Source organism: Pseudomonas sp. o96-267, assembly GCF_003935465.1.
Classification (GTDB): Bacteria; Pseudomonadota; Gammaproteobacteria; order Pseudomonadales; family Pseudomonadaceae; genus Aquipseudomonas; species Aquipseudomonas sediminis.
Window position 1 is genome coordinate 1 of sequence record NZ_RHQP01000042.1, and the last position, 20,847, is coordinate 20,847.

Below are 20,847 nucleotides of genomic sequence, written 5' to 3' on the forward strand. Positions count from 1 at the left end.
CAAAATGCCATGGCAATGCGGCATGATGCTCCGGCTTCAATTCAATAACCGTGTTGCACTCAGCTCCTGCAACCGCCCCGCCTTCTTTGCTATTGGATTATCATGGATGGCGATCTAATCACTGTTAGGCGAGGATTGAGATATGTGTAACGCATGGAACCATCCCGCCTGTTGTTCATGCGGCTGGGGTGGTGTAGGTCATAGCGGAAGAGGTGAAAGCAAAAAATCTAGTTTGTTTCATTCCTGGCCTCCTGGTGTACCTCCAATATCTGCTTCACTTTCCTCATTTACGGTCCCAAATGCCAGTTGCCCAGTTTGCGGTGAATCCGTTTTTTATTACTGCAATAGCTATGGGAGTTCCGTCTTCTTTGACGAACTTGGCCCTCCTTGGCCAAAGCACCCATGCACGGATAACAGTACGAAAAATCTACCGAAACCCTTTCGCTCCCCTCCAAACAATAAACATGCTCCAGTCTCAGCAAAGTGGCAAAAAGATGGATGGGAGTTACTTCAGCTAGACATGCTTGCTGAAATCGATAGAAAAACCTTTATGCTTCAACTTTCATCTTCAAACACAGTGCTTCGCCTCACGCTATATGTCTTGCGTAAATGCCTTGCTAGCTCTACTGGCGTCATGCATGTTTTTCCCGAAAATCTTGGAATATTTACATTCAGCCTAGGAAATGGCAGATATCGTGTTTCTGCCCTAACAGAAAACTTAACTCCAATTAAATTTGAAGCTTATGACTCAAGAATTGGGCTATACGACTCACAAAAGCAAGAGCAATCGAAGCATGCAATAAAAACGATCAATAAATCAAAGTTAAGGAAGCAAAAGAAGCAAGCAAGAAATTCGGAACCCACCTCACTTTCGCTGGCATTTGAAATGGCAAGAGTAAAGAGTTTAAAAGGCACTTGCACCGAGTGATCGACTAACATTTGGTTTGAATCGCCTGCTATGCTCGCTGGGACGGGGTAAAACTCGCCCCTTAATCAAACGTTAGTTTGTAGGGGGACAACGCGAAGCTTGTCCACCATTTCCACAACTCAGCCGGCGAGGGTGGCAACACTTCGTGGTTTCCACCCTCAAAGCCTACTCGCCTTCCCGCACCACCCGCCAAACCGTATTCGCCAGATCATCCGCCACGATCAGCGCGCCGCTCGGGTCGACCGTGACACCCACCGGACGGCCTCGGGTCTTGCCGTCTTCGTCGCGAAAGCCGGTGACGAAGTCGATGGGGTCGCCTGAAGGGCGGCCGTTTTCGAAGGGTACGAAGATCACCTTGTAGCCCACCGGGTTCTTGCGGTTCCAGCTGCCGTGCTCGCCGACGAATACGCCATCGGCATATTGCTCGCCCATCACCTCGCTGGAGAAGTCCAGCCCCAGCGCGGCGACGTGGGCGCCGAGGGCGTAGTCCGGGGCGATAGCGCTGGCGACCTTGTCTGGATCCTGTGGTTTCACCCGCGGGTCGACGTGTTGGCCGAAGTAGCTGTAAGGCCAGCCGTAGAAGCCGCCTTCCTGCACCGAGGTCAGATAGTCGGGCACCAGGTCTTCGCCCAATTCGTCACGCTCGTTGACCACCGCCCACAAGGTGCCGGTGCCCGGCTGGATGGCCAGCGCGGTGGGGTTGCGCAGGCCGGTGGCGTAGGGTTTGTAGGCGCCGGTTTCGGCGTCCACCTGCCAGACCAGAGCGCGGTCGACTTCGGCCTCCATGCCGCGTTCGGTGATGTTGCTGTTGGAGCCGATGCCAACGTACAGGTAGCGGCCGTCTTCGCTGATGGTCAGAGCCTTGGTCCAGTGATGGTTGATCGCCGAGGGCAGGTCGGCGACCTTGCTCGGCGGGCCGCTGGCTTCGGTCTGGCCTTCTTCGTAGTCGAAGCGCACCAGCTCGTCCTGGTTGGCCACGTACAGGTTGCCTTCGTGCAGGGCCAGGCCGTAGGGCGCATTGAGGTTTTCGGCGAACACCGTCTGCAGCTCGTAGGTGCCGTCGCCATCGGCGTCGCGCAGCAGGGTCAGACGGTTGCCGCTTGCCACCGTGGTATTGCCGCGAGCTTTGATCACGCCAGCGATCACGTCCTTGGGTTTGAGCTTGGCCGCGTTGCCGCCACGGCCTTCGGCGACGAGGATGTCGCCGTTGGGTAGCACCAGGGTTTGCCGGGGAATCTTCAGGTCGGTGGCGATGGCGCTGACACTGAACCCTTCGGGTACGGTAGGTCGCTGATCGCCCCAGGGCGTCGGCTCGGCGATGGTCATGCTTGGCAGGATGCCGCGTTCGGGCTCGGGCAAGTCCGGCTGGGCGCCGTAGAACTGCTGGTTGCTGCCAGGCTCTTCGCCGCAGGCGGTCAGCAACAGGATCAGGGGCAGGGCGGTCAGTGCGATGGCGGTTTTCATCGGGCATCTCCTGTGCGTGGCTGGGCGAGGCCGACCCAGGTGGCGGCAACGGCCAGCAGGGTGACGATCACCGACAGGGCCAGGCCCATGGGCATCACGGCCCAGGCGTCCTTGGCGTGCTCCAGTGCATTGATGAAGCCCAGCACCCAGGTAACCAAGAGCAGCAGGAAGTAGGTGAGCGGGCGCGGATTGCGTCGACGGAATAGCCCGACCAGGGCGAACAGCATCGCCAGGCCGGCGAATACCTGGGCGCCGGCGATCAGCCAGGAGGCGAAGTTGCTCCACTGGATCTGGTAGCTGCGGTAGTAGGCGATATCAGCCATCAGGGCGCCGAGAAACAGCGGCACCTGGCCGCACAGCAGGGTGGCGTGCAAAGGGCTGAGAACGTTGGGGTAGACGTGTGGCGTTGCAGTGGTGGTGGTCACGGCAGATCCCTCTTGGGCAATGACTGATGACGGCCTGGATGCTGCCGCCTCGATCTGGCTGTTCCTAAGAAGGGATTGCCCTGTGTGGGCATGGTTCAGGTTGTTTTGCTGCGGGGCGGGAGAGCGAGGTTTTTGGCGTGAGGTGTTGGATCTGGTGCTCGCCTGGGGAGTAGGAGCGGCTTTAGCCGCGAAGCGCTCTTGAGCATCGCGGCTGAAACGGAATGCCGCCCAGCCGCTCCTACGGGGGAGAGCGTTGAACGGCGTAGGGCGGGTGCAACCCGCCAGAACGCGGATTGGCGTTAGCTGCACTGCCTGTTGGTGGGCTGAAGCGGAGCGCCGCCCGGCCCACCCTACGAATCAGGGCCTTGCGGGATTAGGCTCAGTCCCAACCCTTGGGGCATTGCACGCAGCCGGGCATGTTGGCGTCCTGGAAGTTGCCGAAGCGGGTGCGCGCGCCGGTGAGGTTGGCGTTCTCCAGGTTGGAGCCGCTGAGTTTCACTTCCTGCAGGTTGGCATCTTCCAGATGTGCACCCTTTAGGTCGGCCTTGCTCAGCCAGGTCATTTCCAGGTTGGCCGCCTGCAGCTGGACGTTGTGCAGTTTGGCGCCGGAGAGGCGGGCGAACTCCAGGTTGGCGGCGCGCATGTCGGCGCCCTCGAACTCGGCAGCCTGGGCGAACATAGCCCAGCCACTGATGGCGACCAGGCTGGCGCCGGAGAGATCAGCCAGGCGCAGGTTGCTCTGTTGCAGGCTGGCACGGGTGAGGTTGGCGCCGCGTAGCTTGGCTTTCTCCAGATTGGCCAGGTCGAGGTTGACGTGGCGCAGGTCAGCGCCGGAAAGGTCGGCACCGGACAGGTCCATGCGGCGCATGTCGAGATTGCGCAGGTCAGCGCCACGCAGGTTGGCGTTGGGGCATTTGCTGTCGGGTTCGATGCGGCAGCCGTTGATTTGCGGCACGCCGTCGTTCTGGGTTTCGGCGCCGATGGCGTGGCTGCCGATTACCAGTAGCAGGACCGGGATAAGCAGGGGCAGGTAGTTCATGTTGAGTCCTCGGGGTGATGGCCTGGTTCGCTTCGCGGCTGAAGCGGAATGCCGCCCAGCCGCTCCTACAGGCAAAGGCGCATGGCGCACTCAGGTGCGCCATGCGTTGGGCCTTTAGCGTTGGGCGCTGGCCTTGTCCCAGCTCGGCAGCTTGAACACCCAGAAGGAGCCGCCTTGAGCGACCGGTTTGGTCAGGTCGGCCATGTCGCCGCCCCACAGCGGCACGGCGCCGCCGTAACCGGCGGTCACGCCGATGTACTGCTCACCGTCCTGCTCCCAGGTGACGGGCGGGGAGATGATCCCGGTGCCGACCTGGAACTTCCACAGCTCCTTGCCGTTCTTGGCATCGAAGGCCTTGAAGTAGCCGTCCCCGGTACCGGTGAACACCAGGTTGCCCTTGGTGGCGAGTACGCCGGCCCACAGCGGCAGGCGCTCCTTGTGCTCCCAGGCGACCTTGCCGGTGGTCGGGTTCATCGCCCGCAGGATGCCGACATGGTCGTCGAACAGGCGCTTGATACGGAAGCCCATGCCCAGGTAGGCGGAGCCTTTCTTGTAATGCGCTTCCTCGGCCCAGTAGTCCTCTTTCCAGTGGTTGGCCGGGACGTAGAACAGGCCGGTATCCTGGCTGTAGGCCATTGGGTTCCAGTTCTTGCCGCCGAGGAACGGCGGGGAGACTTCGACCACTTCACCTTTGCTTTCACCGGGCTTGGGCTTCGGCGGGCGCTGGCCTTCGTTTTCGACCGGGCGACCGGTTTCAAGATCGATGTGGCTGGCCCAGGTGATCTTGTCGACGAAGGGGAAGGCGTTCTTCAGCTTGCCGTTGGCGCGATCGACCACGTAGAAGAAGCCGTTGCGGTCGGCGTGGGCGGTGGCCTTGGTGACCTTGCCGTCCTTGTCCTTGTAGTCGAATAGCACCAGCTCGTTGTTGCCGGAGAAGTCCCAGGCATCGTTCGGGGTGTGCTGGTAGAACCACTTCACTTCGCCGGTGGTGGGGTCGACGCCGACCTGGCCGGAGGTGTACAGGCTGTCGTAGTCCTTGGGGTTGCCGCCGTCGCTGGTGCGTGCCCAGCCGTTCCACGGGGCCGGGTTGCCGGCGCCGATGATGATGGTGTTGGTTTCGGCATCGAAACTGGCGCTCTGCCACGGCGCACCGCCGCCCTGGCTCCAGGCTTCCTTCTTGCCGGTCGGGTGGTTGGGATCATCCGGCCAGCTCGGCGCTTTGACGTCGCCGGTCGGGGTGCTGTCCTTGCCGTTCAGACGACCCATATGGCCTTCGACGAAGGGGCGCATCCAGACTTCTTCACCGGTATCCGGGTCGCGGGCGAACAGCTTGCCGACCACGCCGAACTCGTCACCGGAGCTGCCGTGGATCACCAATACTTTGCCGGTCTTGCCGTCTTTGACGATGGTCGGCGCGCCGGTCATGGTGTAGCCGGCGGAGTGATCGCCGAACTTCTTGTTCCACACCACCTTGCCGGTGTCCTTGTTCAGCGCCACGACGCGGGCGTCGAGGGTGCCGAAGTAGATCTTGTCGCCATAGATGGCGGCGCCGCGGTTGACCACGTCGCAGCACGGGCGGATGTCATCGGGCAGGCGGTGGCTGTAGGTCCACAGGCGTTTACCGGTTTTCGCATCGAGAGCGAAGACGCGCGAGTAGGAGCCGGTCACGTAGACCACGCCGTCGTGGATGATGGCCTGGGATTCCTGGCCGCGCTGCTTCTCGTCACCGAAGGAGTAGCTCCAGGCCGGGGTCAGCTTGAACACGTTTTCGGCGTTCACCTGAGCCAGCGGGCTCCAGCGCTGGGCGTTGGTGCCCATGCCGTACTGCAGCACGTTGGTGGTGGTGGTGTGGTCGTTGGCGATGTCTTCCCAGGTGACCGGCTTGGCGAACGCGCCCTGGCTCAGCGCCAGGCCGCCGGCCAACATCAGGGCAAGCGCCAGAGGGCGCGGGGTGCTGGGTAGGTTTCTTGTTGTCATCGTTGTGCTTCCCATTGGAGGTGGTAGGTCGCTGCAGTGACACCGCGAAAACTGGGTTCCGGGGATGTCCAGCAGAGGCAAGCCGATGGTGGTACCCGGCCACCTTCGCGCCTACGGAAAAACTCCCGTCTTTGCCGGGAGGATTTCCCGGTCGGCCCATGACTTGGCCTTGCTGCCAAGGCATCGCCAACACCCCCTCACAAGCCCTACTACCAAGTGACTAGAACGCGACCACCAAAGCAGCATTCGGCGCGTTGCACTGCCTTTCTAAGATGGTCGCCACGAGCTCTGTATGGGCTGTCTTGCGTGCATTAGATGAGGTCCTAGCCATGAACAAGAAGATCCAATCCACCCTGGCGCTGCTGTTGCTCGCCGCATCGACCAACCTTTGGGCGCACGGCGATGTGGTACCGCAGGCGGTGAACACTGATGGTCTGGAACCGCTGGGTGAGGAATGGCTGGACGAGAACCCCTATCGCGACAACCCGCGCGCCATCGAGATTGGCTCCTCGGCCTACAACCAGAACTGCGCTGCCTGCCACGGCCTGGAAGCCAAGTCCGGCGGTATCGCCCCCGACCTGCGGATGCTGGAACTGGGCGCCAGTGGTGACGAATGGTTCAAGGAGCGAGTAATCAACGGCGCGGTGCGCGATGGGCGCGTGTACATGCCGAAGATGGCCGACTTCCTCAGTCAGGAAGCATTGTGGGCAGTGCGTAGCTACCTGGAGAGCGTGCACGTCGAGGAGTAGCGCTTGATGATAAACCTGCTGCGCTCGGCATCTCGCGTTTCGGCGGTGCTCGCAATGCTCATGTATTTCAATACATTCCGCTTGCTGTGCTCCGGCGAAGCGCGACCTGCCATCGCTCGCGACGATTTCTTCATAAGCGCTCGCGTCATGCGCCGGCTGATCCTCCTGTTTGGCCTGCTGCTAGGCCTGGGCGTTGCTCAGGCGCAGGTGCGCGACTTCGACCGTATCACCGAGTCGGGCATCCTGCGCGTGGCGCTGTACCAGAACTTCCCGCCCTACAGCTACGAGCAGGACGGTCAGCCACGTGGCGTCGACTACGAGCTGGCCAAGGCGCTGGCAGAAGGGCTTGGGCTGAAGCTTGAAGTGATGTGGGCGCCGCCAGGCGAAAAGCTCGACGACGACCTGCGTGACTACATCTGGCGTGGCCGGGTGACAGCGCAGGGCCAACTGGCCGATGTGATGCTGCGTGTGCCATACGACCGCGACTACGCGCAGATGCGCAATGAACTGGGCGAGCTGGTCAACGAACTCGTGGTGATGTTTGGCCCCTATCAGCGTGAGCGCTGGCAGCTGGCGTTCGATCGTCGGCGTCTGCCCGAGGTGCAGAGCATCGTCGCGTTGCGCCAGCACCCGGTCGGCGTCGAAGTCGAGAGTGTGCCCTCGTTCTACCTGAGTTCGGTACAGGGCGGCATGCTCAGCCAGGAAACCCGCCATTACCCAACGCCGAAGCTGGCCTTTGCGGCCATGCAGGGTGGTGAAGTGGATGCGGTGATGGCGCTGCGGGGTGAGGTGGACTGGCTGGTGCACGAGGCCGATGACCCACAACTGGCGCTGGCCGAGAACGCCTACCCGGACATGGGCCGGCAGATCTGGGAAATCGGCATGGCGGTGCACGAAACCAATCGGCAATTGGCCTATGCCCTCGAAGAACAGCTGGAAAACATGATCCTCGACGGCTCACTCGAGCGCCTGTACGCGCGCTACGGGCTGCGCTACGAGAAGCCGGAACAATACCAATAAGAGTCGAGCCGGAGGTGGGCGATGGATTGGCGTAGCCTGATATTGCTGGCCCTGTTTGCCTGGGCCTGGGAAGCGCGGGCCGCCGCGCCCGATCCGGTCACCTCGGTGATGTGGGACTACTATCACCAGCGCCTGCTCAACGGAGATGCCTTCGTCTTCGACGACAAGGTTCGCCTCGAGGTGCCGCCATTCGCCGAGGATGCGCGCCAGGTGCCGATCCAGATCGACGCCAGCGCCTACCGCGGCAAGGTCAAGCGCATTCTGGCCTGGGCCGAGCTCAACCCTATCCCGCGTATCCTCGACTTCGCTCCCAGCGAGCATCTGGAGCCGAGCCTGGCCATTCGCATTCGGGTCGAGCAGGCCACGCCGATTCGCGCGGCAGTGCTCACCGACGATGGCGTCTGGCATATCGGTTCGGCCCGCGTCGAGGCAGCGGGTGGCGGCTGTACTGCGCCAAGCGTGGTGCGTGCCGAGGCCGGCTGGGAGGAGCGTCTGGGCCAGGTACTGGGCAAGCGCTTCGTGCGTGGCGAGGACAGCCGCCTGCGCCTGCAGGTGTCGCACCCGATGGACAACGGTCTGGTCGGCGGCATTCCCGAGTTCTACATCGAAGAAGCCGAGCTGCGCGATGCCGATGGTCAGGTGTTGGGGCGCATCGAGTTATTTCCCGCGGTCAGCGAGAACCCGACGCTGACCTTCGACCTGCGCGACGACCGGCAGGCCGAGGTCTGGCTGCGCGACAACAACGGCAACGAATTCCAGGCCGCGTTCTGAACGCTGCGACCGGTAGGGTGCGCCGTGCGCACCAACCCCATCTAGGAGGCCTCCATGCGTTGGGTGCTACTGCTGACCTGCCTGTTCGCCAGCCTGGCGCAGGCGCTCGACTACCACCTGCAACCCCGACAGATCGCCGAGGGCGTCTGGCTTCTGGAGGGTAGTACCGATAATTTCGCGGCGGAAAACGGCGGCAATATCGTCAACGTCGGCTTTATCGAAACCGCAGACGGCGTGGTGGTGATCGACACTGGTCCGTCGCGTCGCTACGGCGAGGCGCTGCGCCAGAGCATCGAGAAAACCACCGGCAAACCGGTGCTGCGCGTGTTGCTGACTCACCATCACCCCGATCATGTGCTGGGCAACCAGGCTTTCGCCGGGGTGCCCATCGCGGCATTGCCCGAGACCACCCGGTTGCTGGCCGAACAGGGCGACGCCATGGCGGAGAACATGTACCGCCTGGTCGGCGACTGGATGCGCGGCACCGAAGTGGTGTTGCCCACCGAGGAGGTGCAGGAAGGCACGCTGGAAATTGGCGGCAGGCGCCTGCAACTGCTGGCGCTACAGGGGCATACCGGCGCCGACCTGGCGATTCTGGATGAGCGCACGGGCGTGCTGTTCGCCGGCGATATCCTGTTCTATCAGCGTGCGCTGACCACGCCGAACAGCCCCGGGCTGGATGTGTGGCTGGCTGATCTGGACCGGCTCGAGGCAACGCCATGGAAGCAGATCGTGCCCGGCCATGGTCCGGTGACCACTGATGCGGCGCCGTTCGTGCAGATGCGTGATTACCTGGGCTGGCTCGATGGCTTGCTGCGTCAGGGGGCAGAGCAGGGCGCGGAGATGAACGAACTGATTCGTACGCCGATCCCCGAGCGCTTCGCTCAGGTCAACCTGCCGCGCTATGAGCTGATCCGCAGTGTTAGCCACCTCTACCCGCGCTATGAGCGCAACGCCATGGGGCGGGTTGATCGTCAGGATTAGAAGCCTGGGGTGTCATCGGTGCGCGCGGCGCACCCTACGCGAACGTCGCCACGGCTTGGTAGGGTGCGCCGCGCGCACCAGCATGTGCTGGAATACCCTGTGGGAGGGGCTTTAGCCGCGACTTGCGTATAAAAGCGTCGCCGCGGAAGCGCCTCCCACTCTCAGCGATCAGAGCTCTTCATCATCACGAATCAGCACGTAATGACGGCCGTGCTCAGTCTCTTCGTGGTCGTAGACGTAATACATAACCACTTCGCCCAGCCTGGACTGCACGGCCACATAATCACCGCTCTCGGGCATGAAGAAGTCCCGAGTCGCCGGCTTGGCCAGGCATTCGATATGGGCGCTGACGAAGTGGGTAGGGTCTTCTTCGCCGTAGTAGTCCTCGCGCTGGTGCGCATCCCAATCCTGCGGCGGCTCGAAGGCGCCGGTGATCAGCACCTTGCCGTCGCCCAGATCCTGCTCTTCGGCATCCGGGTCCTGCTCGTCCGGGCGATAGACAGTGCAGTCCAGTGCATCGGGATGGTTGAGAATTTCCTGGCGAGGGTGGGGCACGGGCGTCTCCGATCAGAATGTGCGGGCGGCCAAGTGTCGGGCAAAGCCGGGGCCGCCGCAATCATCGTGGAGCCTGTAAAGCCTGCTTGGTGACGGAGCTCACTGCAGGCTGAGCACTTCGCCGCGCTCCTGGATCCATTCGTCATGGCTGGGCGCGGCCTGTTCGCCGCTCATGCGGTGGATGATCTCGAAGTAATGTTGCTTGAGGGTGTCACGCATGATCTGGTCACGCTTGCGCACGCGCACGGCGTAGATGCTCTGCAAATTCTGATGGTCGAAGTCGCGCCATTGCTGCTCGTCCTTGAGCAACTGGTAGCGGTGGCCTTCGAGTGCTGCGATCAGGGTTTCGGCGTCGGTGCTGGCGCTGCGCCTGACTGCATCGGCCCATTGCTGGACGACGGTGTAGGCGGAGGCCGCGGTACCGCCTGGATACTCCTGATGCTCGCGCAGATAGCGTTCGACGAAGCGTTGGCCGGCCTCGCTGTTTTCCAGTTTCGGGGTGTCCCAGGTCCAGGTTTCGGTACCTATCACGTCTTCCATCACCTGCGGGCCAACCTGCTGGACCAGGCTCTTGGTCAGGTTCGGCACGATGATCTGCATGCGCTGCTTCAGGCCCATGTTGTGAGCCATGCGCATACTGCGTTGCAGGTTGTCGCCGAGTAGCGCCAGGACCAGCACGTCGGCACCGCTCGCCGCAGCCTTGTCCATGGCGGCGCGGTATTGCTCGCGGCGCAACGGGCCGGAGGGCAGGGCGCTGCGGCCATGACGGGCACGGTCAGCGCTGCCGGTGGCCAGGCGCAGGGTCTGCTCGATGCTGCGGCCCCAGGCATCGTCGATGACGATGTAGTGATAACGCTGGCGCGGCAGATGCCAGGACAGGTACTCGCCGAGCACCCGCGCACTCATCCAGGCGCTGCCGGATTCGCGAAACAGGTAGCGCTGGCCGGCCTGGCCGGTGACTTCGTTGGCGTAACCAAGGGTGGCGAAATACAGCAGACCCAACTCGCGGGCCCGTTGCCCGGCGGCGATGGCCTCTTCGCTGGTGGCGCTGCCGAAGACCATACGTGCACCCTGGCTGGCGAAGTGATCGACGTTGCGTGTGGCCTGGGCTGCATTGGAATCGGTGTTCTCACTGAGCAGTTCCAGCGACTGGCCGAGCAGGCCCCCTTGCCGGTTGATCGCCTCGACGGCGAGCAGGGCGCCGCGGCGCAGCTCCAGGCCTTCATCCTTGTAGTTGCCGGTTCGCGGATAGTTGAGGCCAATCTTCAGGCTTTCGGCCTCCGCCTGGCCAAGCAACGCGGCCAGTAGCAGTGCGAGCAGTACGCGTCCCATGGGCATTCTCCTTATGGTTGGGAGGTGCCTTTCTACGGGCCGCGTCATCCCAGCACCATGGGCTTTTGGTGGCGCCTGGTTGCTACTTGCGGCGATCTGTCCGGGGGCGGGTACGGCAGGTATTGCTACCAAGGAACGAGGAAAATCGGCTGGGGGTGCAATTGTTGGGTGACCCGGGTGAGCCAAGAATTTGCGGCAGACCGGGAAAATTTCCCGGCAATAACAATGAACCCGCAGAGGTAGCCGCAATGAAACACGCCGGTCTTCGCCAGCCTTTCCTCCTCACCGCACTCTGTGCCGCCATGCTGTTGCCGTCCGCCGCCGCGCTGGCGGTCACCGACGCCGAGATTCTCAAGGACGCCACCACCACCGACGAGATCGTCACCAACGGCCTCGGCTTGCAGGGCCAGCGTTACAGCCCGCTGAACATCCTCAACGAGCAGAACGTCAAGGAACTGCGCCCCGTCTGGACCATGTCCTTCGGTGGTGAGAAGCAGCGTGGTCAGCAGGCGCAGCCGCTGATCAAGGACGGTGTGATGTACGTCACCGCCTCCTATTCGCGGGTGTTCGCCGTCGATGCGCGCACCGGGCGCGAGCTGTGGCAGTACGAAGCGCGCCTGCCGGACGATATCCGCCCTTGCTGCGACGTGATCAACCGGGGTGTCGCGCTGTATGACGATCTGGTGATTTTCGGCACCCTCGACGCCAAGCTGGTGGCGCTGAACAAGGACACCGGCAAGGTGGTATGGCGCAAGAACGTCGCCGATCACAAGGCGGGTTACTCCATCACCGCGGCGCCGCTGGTGGTCAACGGCAAGCTGATCACTGGCGTCTCCGGTGGTGAGTTTGGCGTGGTCGGCAAGATCGAAGCCTACGATCCGAAGAACGGTGAGCTGCTCTGGAGTCGCCCGACCGTCGAAGGTCACATGGGCTACGTCTACAAGGACGGCAAGGCCGTCGAGAATGGCATCAGTGGTGGCGAGGCCGGCAAGACCTGGCCGGGCGACCTGTGGAAGACCGGCGGCGCCGCGCCCTGGCTGGGCGGCTACTATGATGCCGACACCAACCTGCTGTTCTTCGGTACCGGCAACCCGGCACCGTGGAACTCGCACCTGCGTCCTGGCGACAACCTCTATTCCTCCTCGCGCCTGGCACTGAACCCGGACGACGGCAGCATCAAATGGCACTTCCAGACCACGCCGCACGACGGCTGGGACTTCGACGGCGTCAACGAGCTGATCTCCTTCGACTACCAGGAAGGCGGCAAGACCATCAAGGCAGCTGCGACCGCCGACCGTAACGGCTTCTTCTACGTGCTCGACCGCACCAACGGCAAGTTCATCCGTGGCTTCCCCTTCGTCGACAAGATCACCTGGGCCAAGGGTCTGGACAAGAATGGCCGGCCGATCTACGACGACAGCAACCGTCCGGGTTCGCCGAGCGCGAAGGAAAAGGGCACGAGCGTGTTCTCCGCTCCGGCCTTCCTCGGCGCCAAGAACTGGATGCCCATGGCCTACAGCCAGGACACCGGCCTGTTCTACGTGCCGTCCAACGAGTGGGGCATGGACATCTGGAACGAGGACATCGCCTACAAGAAGGGCGCGGCCTACCTGGGTGCCGGCTTTACCATCAAGCCGCTCAACGAGGAGTACATCGGCGTGCTGCGCGCCATCGACCCGAAAACTGGCAAGGAAGTCTGGCGCCATCAGAACTACGCGCCGCTGTGGGGCGGGGTGCTGACCACCAAGGGCAACCTGGTGTTCACCGGCAACCCGGAAGGCTACCTGCAGGCGTTCAATGCCAAGACCGGTGAGAAAGTCTGGGAATTCCAGACCGGCTCGGGCGTGATCGGCTCGCCGGTAACCTGGGAAATGGACGGCGAGCAGTATGTCTCCGTCTTGTCCGGCTGGGGCGGTGCGGTACCGCTGTGGGGCGGCGAGGTGGCCAAGCGCGTCAAGCACCTGAACCAGGGCGGCATGCTGTGGACCTTCAAGCTGCCGAAGGAGCTGGTGGACAAGCGCTGATCGCTTGAAGTGTCAGACGATGGCCGGACTCTGTCCGGCCATCGTCGTTTCTGGCGTTTGGCTGCCTGCGCCGAGCCGCTGCGAAATGCCACGGGCGAAATTTCCTGGTTTGGAACGCAAGACCAGGCCAACGGGTCTAGCCTTTAGCTTCCATAGCCTCGTACCTCGCTGCCAAAGGCCCGTGCCAGACCGCTCTACTACCAAATGACTAGGCTATCTGTGCCATGGGCGCATACCGAGGTTTTCAGGGGCTTCCTAAGATCGAACCATGACTCGCTTCCCAGACTGGCAGCGGGCTCCGACAACAAGAGAGGTCAGCATCATGATTTACGCCAAACCGGGTACTGCAGGCGCCCTCGTCACCCTCAAGCCGCGCTATGGCAACTACATCGGCGGTGAGTTCGTCGCCCCGCTCAGCGGACAGTACTTCAGCAACACCAGCCCGGTCGATGGCTCGGTAATCGGCGAATTCCCCCGCTCCAACGCTGCCGACATCGACAAGGCTCTCGATGCTGCTCACGCCGCTGCCGACGCCTGGGGCCGCACCAGCGTGCAGGAGCGTTCGCACATCCTGCTGAAAATCGCCGACCGCATCGAAGCCAACCTCGAACTGCTCGCCGTGGCCGAAACCTGGGACAACGGCAAGCCGGTGCGTGAGACGCTGAACGCCGACGTACCGCTGGCCGCCGACCATTTCCGTTACTTCGCCGGCTGCATCCGCGCTCAGGAAGGCAGCACCGCCGAGATCAACGACGGCACCGTGGCCTATCACTTCCACGAGCCGCTGGGCGTAGTCGGGCAGATCATCCCGTGGAACTTCCCGCTGCTGATGGCCGCGTGGAAGCTGGCTCCGGCGCTGGCTGCCGGCAACGCCATCGTGCTCAAGCCGGCCGAGCAGACGCCGTTCTCCATCACCGTGCTGATTGAGCTGATCGGTGATCTGCTGCCGCCGGGCGTGCTCAACATCGTTCAGGGCTTCGGCCGTGAGGCCGGTGAGGCGCTGGCCACCAGCACGCGCATTGCCAAGATCGCCTTCACCGGATCCACCCCTGTGGGCTCGCACATCATGAAGTGCGCTGCCGAGAACATCATCCCGAGCACTGTCGAGCTGGGCGGCAAATCGCCGAACATCTTCTTCGCCGACATCATGAACGCCGAGCCGGCCTTCATCGAGAAGGCCGCCGAAGGCCTGGTGCTGGGCTTCTTCAACCAGGGCGAGGTGTGCACCTGCCCGTCGCGCGCGCTGGTGCAGGAGTCCATCTACGACGCCTTCATGGTCGAGGTGATGAAGAAGATCAAACAGATCAAGCGCGGCAACCCGCTGGACACCGACACCATGGTTGGCGCACAGGCCTCGCAGCAGCAGTACGACAAGATCCTCAGCTACCTCGAAATCGCTCAGCAGGAAGGCGCGCAGGTGCTCACCGGCGGTGCTGTCGAGCGGCTCGAAGGCGACCTGGCCAGCGGATATTACATCCAGCCGACCCTGCTCAAGGGTCACAACAAGATGCGCGTGTTCCAGGAAGAGATCTTCGGCCCGGTGATCGGCGTGACCACCTTCAAGGACGAAGCCGAAGCCCTGGCGATTGCCAACGACACCGAGTTCGGTCTGGGCGCCGGTGTGTGGAGCCGCGACATCAACACCGCGTACCGCATGGGTCGTGGGATCAAGGCCGGCCGTGTGTGGACCAACTGCTACCACCTGTACCCGGCGCACGCCGCCTTCGGTGGCTACAAGAAGTCCGGTGTCGGCCGTGAAAACCACAAGATGATGCTCGACCACTACCAGCAGACCAAGAACCTGCTGGTGAGCTATGACATTAATCCGCTCGGCTTCTTCTGATAGCCAGCACACGATCTGCTGCGCGTCGGCCCTACTGCGTTAGAAGCAGGCTCGGAATGCTCATGTACAAAAGTACACTCCGCTTCCTCACCTGCTTCTGCCTTGTAGGTCTCTAGCTCGCAAGATCGTGAGCCGGCTATGTACCAAAGGTGGCGCGCTCGCTCCGGCGCGCTGCCTCTTGCCACGCGAACAACCCTACCCGGGTGGATCTGCAGGCAGCCATGGGCCTGAACGGCAGCAGATCCTTATCGCGACGCGGCTTCGGCCGCGGTTTTTATTGGCGCATGTTTCAGCTCAGGCGATGACTGGAACCTTCCAGGCGCGAGGCATGCCTACTGATAGCGTCACCTACCAATGCCAGTGCCGATTCATCCCAAAGTACCATTTGGCCTCTTGCCTGGCGGGGGCTTAATGGGGTTGCCGGAATGCCCCGGCTTCATAAAAAGAGGACCGCACCATGTGGACTAAACCCGCCTACACCGATCTGCGCATTGGCTTCGAAGTGACCATGTATTTCGCCAACCGCTGATCGCTCCTGGCCCCGGCTCGTCCGGGGCATCCCCGCTGGTGACTTCCATGCATATCCAGATTCTCGGTTCCGCCGCCGGTGGCGGCTTTCCCCAATGGAACTGCAACTGCCGCAATTGCCGCGGAGTGCGTGCCGGTACCCTGCGGGCGCAGCCGCGCACGCAATCGTCCATCGCCATTTCCGATGACGGTGAGCAGTGGATCCTGTGCAATGCCTCGCCGGACATCCGTGCGCAGATCGAAGCCTTTCCGGCGCTGCAACCAGCGCGCAAGCTGCGTGACACCGCCATCGCCGGCATCGTCCTGCTCGATAGCCAGATCGACCATTGCACCGGTCTGCTTACCCTGCGCGAAGGTTGCCCGCATCAGGTCTGGTGTACCGAGATGGTGCATCAGGACCTGACCACCGGTTTTCCGCTGTTCAACATGCTCAGCCACTGGAATGGCGGCCTGCAGCACCAGTTGATCGAGCTGGATGCAAAACCCTTCAGTATTCCCGCCTGTCCTGCGCTGAGCATCACCGCCATCGCCCTGCGCAGCAGTGCGCCGCCGTATTCGCCGCATCGGGGCAATCCGCACCCGGGGGACAACATCGGCCTGTTCATCGAGGACCGTCGCAGCGGCCGCAGCCTGTTCTATGCGCCGGGCCTGGGCCAGGTTGACGAGCACCTGCTGGGCTGGATGCGCCGCGCGGACTGCCTGCTGGTCGATGGCACCCTCTGGCGTGACGATGAGATGCGCGTGTGTGAGGTGGGCGACAAGCTCGGCAGTGAGATGGGCCACCTGTGCCAGAGCGGCCCTGGCGGCATGATCGAGGTGCTCGACGGCCTGCCGTCCGCGCGCAAGATCCTTATCCATATCAACAACACCAACCCGATTCTCGACCTGGACTCGCCCGAGCGCACCGAACTGGACGCCCACGGCATCGAGGTCGCGTTCGATGGCATGAGCATCGTTTTGTAGGGGGCGTAGGGCCGCTCAGGCCGTGCGTACCTTGAAGAATGCTGGTGCGCACGGCGCACCCTACGGCAACGCGTATCGGAGATACTGATGAGCCAACCTGCCATGACCCCTGCCGAGTTCGAGCAGGCGCTGCGCGCCAAGGGCGCGCTGTATCACATCCATCACCCGTTCCATCGCGCCATGTACGAAGGGCGCGCCACCCGTGAGCAGATCCAGGGCTGGGTGGCCAACCGCTTCTACTACCAGGTCAATATCCCGCTGAAGGATGCGGCGATCCTCGCCAATTGCCCGGATCGCGAAACCCGGCGCGAGTGGATTCAGCGCATCCTCGACCATGACGGTGCGCCCGGAGAAGAGGGCGGTATCGAGGCCTGGCTGCGCCTGGCCGAGTCTGTCGGTCTCGACCGTGATCAGGTGCTGTCGCAGGAGCTGGTGCTGCCTGGCGTGCGCTTCGCCGTCGATGCCTACGTCAACTTCGCTCGTCGCGCCAACTGGCAGGAAGCGGCCAGCAGCTCGCTGACCGAGCTGTTCGCCCCGCAGATCCACCAGTCGCGCCTGGATGCCTGGCCGCAGCATTACCCGTGGATCGACGCCACCGGCTACGACTACTTCCGCAAGCGTCTGAAAGAGGCGCGCCGCGATGTCGAACACGGCCTGCGCATCACCCTCGAACACTACCGCACCCATGAAGCGCAGGAACGCATGCTGCAGATTCTGCAATTCAAGCTCGATGTGCTGTGGAGCATGCTCGACGCCATGAGCATGGCCTACGAGCTGCAGCGTCCGCCGTATCACACCGTGACCAACGAGCGCGCTTGGCATCGGGGTATAGCCCTATGAGTATCGAGCAAGCGGTGCGCACGGCGCACCCTGAGGCCGAGCCCTTTGTAGGGTTCGCTGTGCGCACCAGTCAGGAGCCCGAACAATGACTGCTGTCATCCTCCCACCCAGCGTACCCGCCATCCGCCGCGGCTTCCGCCTGCAGTTCGAGCCGGCGCAAGGCTGCCACGTGCTGCTCTATCCGGAAGGCATGATCAAGCTCAACGACAGCGCTAGCGAGATTCTCCAGCAGGTCGACGGCAAGCGCTCGGTGGCCGAGATCATCGGCAACCTGCACCAGCGCTTCCCCGATGTGCCCGGTATCGACGAAGACATTCTTGCCTTCATGGAGGTGGCCCATGCTCAGTTCTGGATCGAGCTTCGCTAAGGCAGGTCATGAACCAGGGCCACCGCTGTGGCTGCTGGCGGAGCTGACCTACCGCTGCCCGCTGCAGTGCCCGTACTGCTCCAACCCGCTGGATTTCTCCCAGCAGGGCGCAGAGTTGTCGACCGCCGAATGGATCGAGGTATTCCGCCAGGCCCGTGAACTGGGGGCGGCGCAGCTGGGCTTTTCCGGTGGCGAGCCGCTGGTGCGTCAGGATCTGGCCGAGCTGATCGCCGCCGCGCGCGGGTTGGGTTACTACACCAACCTGATTACCTCCGGCATCGGCCTGACCGAAGCACGTATCGCCGAGTTCGCCGATGCCGGCCTCGATCATATCCAGATCAGCTTCCAGGCCGCCGACGAGGAAGTGAACAACCTGCTGGCGGGCTCGAAGAAGGCCTTCGCGCAGAAACTGGCGATGGCCCGCGCGGTCAAGGCGCACGGCTACCCGATGGTGCTCAACTTCGTCACCCATCGGCATAACATCGACAACATCGAGCGCATCATCGAGCTGTGTCTGGAGCTGGAGGCGGATTTCGTCGAGCTCGCCACCTGCCAGTTCTACGGCTGGGCCGAGTTGAACCGGGCCGGGCTGCTACCGACCCGCGCGCAACTGGAGCGCGCCGAGCGCATCACCAATCAGTGGCGCGACAAACTGGCGGCCGAGAACCACCCGTGCAAGCTGATCTTCGTCACTCCTGACTACTACGAGGAGCGCCCCAAGGCCTGTATGAACGGTTGGGGCAACCTGTTCCTCGACATCACCCCTGACGGCACGGCGCTGCCTTGCCACAGCGCGCGGCAGTTGCCGGTGCAGTTCCCCAATGTGCGCGAGCACAGTCTCGAACATATCTGGCGGAATTCCTTCGGTTTCAACCGCTTCCGCGGTGACGACTGGATGCCCGAGCCGTGTCGTTCGTGCGAAGAAAAGCACAAGGATTTCGGCGGCTGCCGCTGCCAGGCCTTCATGCTCACCGGCGATGCCAGTAACGCCGACCCGGTGTGCAGCAAGTCGGCGCACCATGGCGTGATTCTCGCTGCACGTCAGCAGGCCGATGAGGCACCGCTTGGGTTGGAGGCCCTGCAGTATCGCAACGAGAAGGCCTCACGAATCATATGCAAAGCGTAGGGTGCGCCGTGCGCACCGATCCTGACGCAATCTGGAGTGCCGAGCAGGCTGCAGCCGCCAGCGCCGACTTCGCCGAACTGCACGCTGCCCACGGTGGTGTGTTGTGGGTGGCGTTCGATCCTGCTCTGGCGCGTTGCGGGCTGTTCTTCTATCGCGATGGTGTCGTGCGTGAGCTCACACCAGCAGGGTTTTCCGTGCGAAGCCGCGTCTACGAGTACGGCGGTGGCGCTTGCTGCGCCACGGAGCAGGGCGTGGCGTTCGTCAATGAGCGTGATCAGCAGGTCTATCGCGTCGATATCGGCTTGGACGGCGGTGCGCACGGCACACCCTACCTGATCACCAGTCAGTCCCACTGCCGTTATGGCGACCTGTCCTTTGTGCCCGCCTGGCAGGCGTTGCTGGCTGTGGAGGAAAGCCGTGAAGTCGGCACGGTGCTGCATCGCCTAGTGCGTATCGGTCTGAACGGCAAGCGTGAGGTACTGGTCGAGGGTGCCGATTTCTATGCGGCGCCGGTGGCTGACCCCACTGGCCAGCGTCTTGCCTGGATCGAATGGGATCGACCACATCAGCCCTGGATCGCCACGCGTCTGTGCCAGCGTGAGTCCGGCGAGCGCACTCGGGTGCTGGCCGGGCAGGGCAGCGATCAGGCCCTGCAGCAGCCGCGCTTCGATGCCCGGGGCCGGTTGTGGGTGTTGAGCGACAAGGCAGGATGGTGGCAACCCTGGTGCGTCGATGGCGACACAACACTGCACGCCGCGCCTTATGATCACGCGCCGGCGCCCTGGCAACTGGGCGGTCGAACCTATCTGCCGCTGGAAAACGATGAGTTTCTGCTGACCCGTTTCGAGCAGGGTGTCGGCGCGCTGGTAGGGTGCGCCGTGCGCACCAGCGATCTCGACCGCAAAACAATCGGTGCGCACAGCCTGGGCGGCCCCGCGATACCCTACCCAAAGGCAGAGCGGCTGTTGGCCGAAGGTTTTACGCGTTTCCGTAGCCTGGCTGCCGACAACGAACATTTCTACTGCATCGCTGCCGCTCCTGATCGTTTGCCAGCGGTGCTTGCCATTCGCCGCAGCGATGGCGCATTGCAGATGCTGGCTGGCGGTGAGCAGCCGCTGTCCGAAGCACAGCTATCACGACCCCAGCCATTCAGCTGTGGGGTCGGTGAGGGCGAACGCAGCCATGGTTTTTTCTACTCACCAGCTCCAACCGGGGAGCGCCCGCCGCTTGTGATCTTCCTGCACGGCGGGCCAACCTCGGCCTGCTACCCGGTGTTCGATCCGCGTATCGCCTTCTGGACGCTGCGTGGCTTCGCCGTGCTCGACCTCAATTACCGGGGCAGCAGTGGTTACGGTCGTGCTTATCGGTTGCGTCTGGCTGACCAGTGGGGCGAGCTGGAGATCGAGGACATTCGCGCCGCCATCGACGCACTGGCCGGTGATGGCCGTATCGATGCGCAACGTGTGTATGTGCGCGGTGGTAGCGCTGGCGGCTTCAGCGCGTTGCGTGCTCTGGTCGAGTTACCGCAGTTACGTGGCGGCGCCAGTCTCTACGGCGTCAGCGACCCGCTGGCGCTGCGCCGGCTGACCCACAAGTTCGAGGCGGATTATCTCGACTGGCTGATCGGCGACCCCGAGCCGGATGCCGAGCGCTATCGCAATCGCACACCTCTGTTACAGGCCGAACGGATCAAGGCACCAGTGATTTTCTTCCAGGGCGCGCTGGATGCGGTGGTGGTGCCGAGCCAGACCGAAAGCATGGTCGAGGCGCTGCGTCAGCGCGGTTTGCCGGTTGAATATCACCTGTTCGCAGAAGAACGCCACGGTTTCCGTCAGGCCGCCAACCTGGCCGAGGCTCTGCGCGCCGAGCATGCCTTCTATCAGCGGCTGAGCTGATCGCAGGTCGCATTGCA

General features: G+C 62.8%; 19 protein-coding genes. 13 read left to right on the plus strand and 6 right to left on the minus strand.

What is annotated here, in order from left to right:
- Positions 1 to 520 precede the first annotated feature (520 nt).
- Complete coding sequence (locus EGJ86_RS25025; RefSeq protein ID WP_158620914.1) at positions 521 to 928, plus strand: hypothetical protein; 408 nt, start codon at positions 521 to 523, stop codon at positions 926 to 928.
- A 165-nt stretch (positions 929 to 1,093) separates the two neighbouring features.
- On the opposite strand, the gene EGJ86_RS21945 is transcribed toward EGJ86_RS25025, so the two are convergent.
- The 4 genes from EGJ86_RS21945 to exaA all read right to left on the minus strand — a co-directional run bounded on the left by EGJ86_RS21945 (position 1,094) and on the right by exaA (position 5,833).
- Positions 1,094 to 2,392: a sorbosone dehydrogenase family protein gene (locus EGJ86_RS21945; RefSeq protein ID WP_125836620.1), complete on the minus strand. Its 1,299-nt coding sequence runs from the start codon at positions 2,390 to 2,392 to the stop codon at positions 1,094 to 1,096.
- Positions 2,389 to 2,817, minus strand: coding sequence for a DUF2231 domain-containing protein (locus tag EGJ86_RS21950; protein WP_125836621.1), 429 nt, complete (start codon positions 2,815 to 2,817; stop codon positions 2,389 to 2,391). The genes EGJ86_RS21945 and EGJ86_RS21950 overlap by 4 nt, the downstream gene beginning before the upstream one ends.
- A gap of 379 nt (positions 2,818 to 3,196) precedes the next feature.
- Positions 3,197 to 3,856: a pentapeptide repeat-containing protein gene (locus EGJ86_RS21955; RefSeq protein ID WP_125836622.1), complete on the minus strand. Its 660-nt coding sequence runs from the start codon at positions 3,854 to 3,856 to the stop codon at positions 3,197 to 3,199.
- A gap of 114 nt (positions 3,857 to 3,970) precedes the next feature.
- Entirely contained in the window at positions 3,971 to 5,833 is a 1,863-nt protein-coding gene (gene exaA, locus EGJ86_RS21960; RefSeq protein WP_079783513.1) for a quinoprotein ethanol dehydrogenase, read from the minus strand.
- Between the two features lie 329 nt (positions 5,834 to 6,162).
- Between exaA and pedF the strand changes: the two genes are divergently transcribed.
- The 4 genes from pedF to EGJ86_RS21980 all read left to right on the plus strand — a co-directional run bounded on the left by pedF (position 6,163) and on the right by EGJ86_RS21980 (position 9,357).
- The gene (gene pedF, locus EGJ86_RS21965) at positions 6,163 to 6,582 is read left to right on the plus strand and encodes a cytochrome c-550 PedF (protein ID WP_021490544.1); all 420 of its coding nucleotides are present in this window, start codon (positions 6,163 to 6,165) and stop codon (positions 6,580 to 6,582) included.
- 147 nt (positions 6,583 to 6,729) lie between these two features.
- Positions 6,730 to 7,602: an ABC transporter substrate-binding protein gene (locus tag EGJ86_RS21970; protein WP_125836643.1), complete on the plus strand. Its 873-nt coding sequence runs from the start codon at positions 6,730 to 6,732 to the stop codon at positions 7,600 to 7,602.
- Between the two features lie 21 nt (positions 7,603 to 7,623).
- The gene (locus tag EGJ86_RS21975) at positions 7,624 to 8,373 is read left to right on the plus strand and encodes a quinoprotein dehydrogenase-associated SoxYZ-like carrier (RefSeq protein WP_125836623.1); all 750 of its coding nucleotides are present in this window, start codon (positions 7,624 to 7,626) and stop codon (positions 8,371 to 8,373) included.
- A gap of 54 nt (positions 8,374 to 8,427) precedes the next feature.
- A complete protein-coding gene (locus EGJ86_RS21980; RefSeq protein ID WP_125836624.1) occupies positions 8,428 to 9,357 on the plus strand; it encodes a quinoprotein relay system zinc metallohydrolase 1 in 930 nt (309 codons plus the stop codon).
- 168 nt (positions 9,358 to 9,525) lie between these two features.
- On the opposite strand, the gene EGJ86_RS21985 is transcribed toward EGJ86_RS21980, so the two are convergent.
- On the minus strand, positions 9,526 to 9,912 hold the full coding sequence (locus EGJ86_RS21985; RefSeq protein WP_125836625.1) for a hypothetical protein: 387 nt from the start codon (positions 9,910 to 9,912) through the stop codon (positions 9,526 to 9,528).
- Positions 9,913 to 10,011: 99 nt separating this feature from the next.
- Entirely contained in the window at positions 10,012 to 11,244 is a 1,233-nt protein-coding gene (locus tag EGJ86_RS21990; protein ID WP_125836626.1) for an ABC transporter substrate-binding protein, read from the minus strand.
- A 248-nt stretch (positions 11,245 to 11,492) separates the two neighbouring features.
- Between EGJ86_RS21990 and EGJ86_RS21995 the strand changes: the two genes are divergently transcribed.
- From EGJ86_RS21995 to EGJ86_RS22030, 8 genes are all read left to right on the plus strand, one after another.
- Positions 11,493 to 13,268 (plus strand): methanol/ethanol family PQQ-dependent dehydrogenase, encoded by a 1,776-nt coding sequence (locus tag EGJ86_RS21995; RefSeq protein ID WP_125836627.1) that lies wholly within the window; start codon positions 11,493 to 11,495, stop codon positions 13,266 to 13,268.
- Between the two features lie 322 nt (positions 13,269 to 13,590).
- The gene (locus EGJ86_RS22000) at positions 13,591 to 15,111 is read left to right on the plus strand and encodes an aldehyde dehydrogenase family protein (protein WP_125836628.1); all 1,521 of its coding nucleotides are present in this window, start codon (positions 13,591 to 13,593) and stop codon (positions 15,109 to 15,111) included.
- A gap of 457 nt (positions 15,112 to 15,568) precedes the next feature.
- A complete protein-coding gene (pqqA, locus tag EGJ86_RS22005) occupies positions 15,569 to 15,640 on the plus strand; it encodes a pyrroloquinoline quinone precursor peptide PqqA (protein WP_003243383.1) in 72 nt (23 codons plus the stop codon).
- Positions 15,641 to 15,687: 47 nt separating this feature from the next.
- Positions 15,688 to 16,602: a pyrroloquinoline quinone biosynthesis protein PqqB gene (gene pqqB / locus EGJ86_RS22010; protein WP_125836629.1), complete on the plus strand. Its 915-nt coding sequence runs from the start codon at positions 15,688 to 15,690 to the stop codon at positions 16,600 to 16,602.
- Between the two features lie 87 nt (positions 16,603 to 16,689).
- Positions 16,690 to 17,442, plus strand: a complete 753-nt coding sequence (pqqC, locus tag EGJ86_RS22015; RefSeq protein WP_125836630.1) for a pyrroloquinoline-quinone synthase PqqC — start codon at positions 16,690 to 16,692, stop codon at positions 17,440 to 17,442.
- A gap of 85 nt (positions 17,443 to 17,527) precedes the next feature.
- Positions 17,528 to 17,809 (plus strand): pyrroloquinoline quinone biosynthesis peptide chaperone PqqD, encoded by a 282-nt coding sequence (pqqD, locus tag EGJ86_RS22020; protein WP_017363275.1) that lies wholly within the window; start codon positions 17,528 to 17,530, stop codon positions 17,807 to 17,809.
- The gene (pqqE, locus tag EGJ86_RS22025; protein ID WP_125836631.1) at positions 17,781 to 18,935 is read left to right on the plus strand and encodes a pyrroloquinoline quinone biosynthesis protein PqqE; all 1,155 of its coding nucleotides are present in this window, start codon (positions 17,781 to 17,783) and stop codon (positions 18,933 to 18,935) included. The genes pqqD and pqqE overlap by 29 nt, the downstream gene beginning before the upstream one ends.
- The gene (locus EGJ86_RS22030) at positions 18,923 to 20,830 is read left to right on the plus strand and encodes a S9 family peptidase (protein WP_125836632.1); all 1,908 of its coding nucleotides are present in this window, start codon (positions 18,923 to 18,925) and stop codon (positions 20,828 to 20,830) included. The genes pqqE and EGJ86_RS22030 overlap by 13 nt, the downstream gene beginning before the upstream one ends.
- Positions 20,831 to 20,847: the final 17 nt, after the last annotated feature.

Excerpts from the sequence above, each read along its gene's own strand:
- EGJ86_RS25025 (WP_158620914.1), top strand. The coding sequence starts at position 521 with ATGCTTGCTGAAATCGATAGAAAAACCTTTATGCTTCAACTTTCATCT.
- EGJ86_RS21945 (WP_125836620.1), bottom strand. The coding sequence starts at position 2,392 with ATGAAAACCGCCATCGCACTGACCGCCCTGCCCCTGATCCTGTTGCTG.
- EGJ86_RS21955 (WP_125836622.1), bottom strand. The coding sequence starts at position 3,856 with ATGAACTACCTGCCCCTGCTTATCCCGGTCCTGCTACTGGTAATCGGC.
- exaA (WP_079783513.1), bottom strand. The coding sequence starts at position 5,833 with ATGACAACAAGAAACCTACCCAGCACCCCGCGCCCTCTGGCGCTTGCC.
- pedF (WP_021490544.1), top strand. The coding sequence starts at position 6,163 with ATGAACAAGAAGATCCAATCCACCCTGGCGCTGCTGTTGCTCGCCGCA.
- EGJ86_RS21970 (WP_125836643.1), top strand. The coding sequence starts at position 6,730 with ATGCGCCGGCTGATCCTCCTGTTTGGCCTGCTGCTAGGCCTGGGCGTT.
- EGJ86_RS21975 (WP_125836623.1), top strand. The coding sequence starts at position 7,624 with ATGGATTGGCGTAGCCTGATATTGCTGGCCCTGTTTGCCTGGGCCTGG.
- EGJ86_RS21980 (WP_125836624.1), top strand. The coding sequence starts at position 8,428 with ATGCGTTGGGTGCTACTGCTGACCTGCCTGTTCGCCAGCCTGGCGCAG.
- EGJ86_RS21990 (WP_125836626.1), bottom strand. The coding sequence starts at position 11,244 with ATGGGACGCGTACTGCTCGCACTGCTACTGGCCGCGTTGCTTGGCCAG.
- EGJ86_RS21995 (WP_125836627.1), top strand. The coding sequence starts at position 11,493 with ATGAAACACGCCGGTCTTCGCCAGCCTTTCCTCCTCACCGCACTCTGT.
- EGJ86_RS22000 (WP_125836628.1), top strand. The coding sequence starts at position 13,591 with ATGATTTACGCCAAACCGGGTACTGCAGGCGCCCTCGTCACCCTCAAG.
- pqqB (WP_125836629.1), top strand. The coding sequence starts at position 15,688 with ATGCATATCCAGATTCTCGGTTCCGCCGCCGGTGGCGGCTTTCCCCAA.
- pqqC (WP_125836630.1), top strand. The coding sequence starts at position 16,690 with ATGAGCCAACCTGCCATGACCCCTGCCGAGTTCGAGCAGGCGCTGCGC.
- pqqD (WP_017363275.1), top strand. The coding sequence starts at position 17,528 with ATGACTGCTGTCATCCTCCCACCCAGCGTACCCGCCATCCGCCGCGGC.
- pqqE (WP_125836631.1), top strand. The coding sequence starts at position 17,781 with ATGCTCAGTTCTGGATCGAGCTTCGCTAAGGCAGGTCATGAACCAGGG.
- EGJ86_RS22030 (WP_125836632.1), top strand. The coding sequence starts at position 18,923 with ATGCAAAGCGTAGGGTGCGCCGTGCGCACCGATCCTGACGCAATCTGG.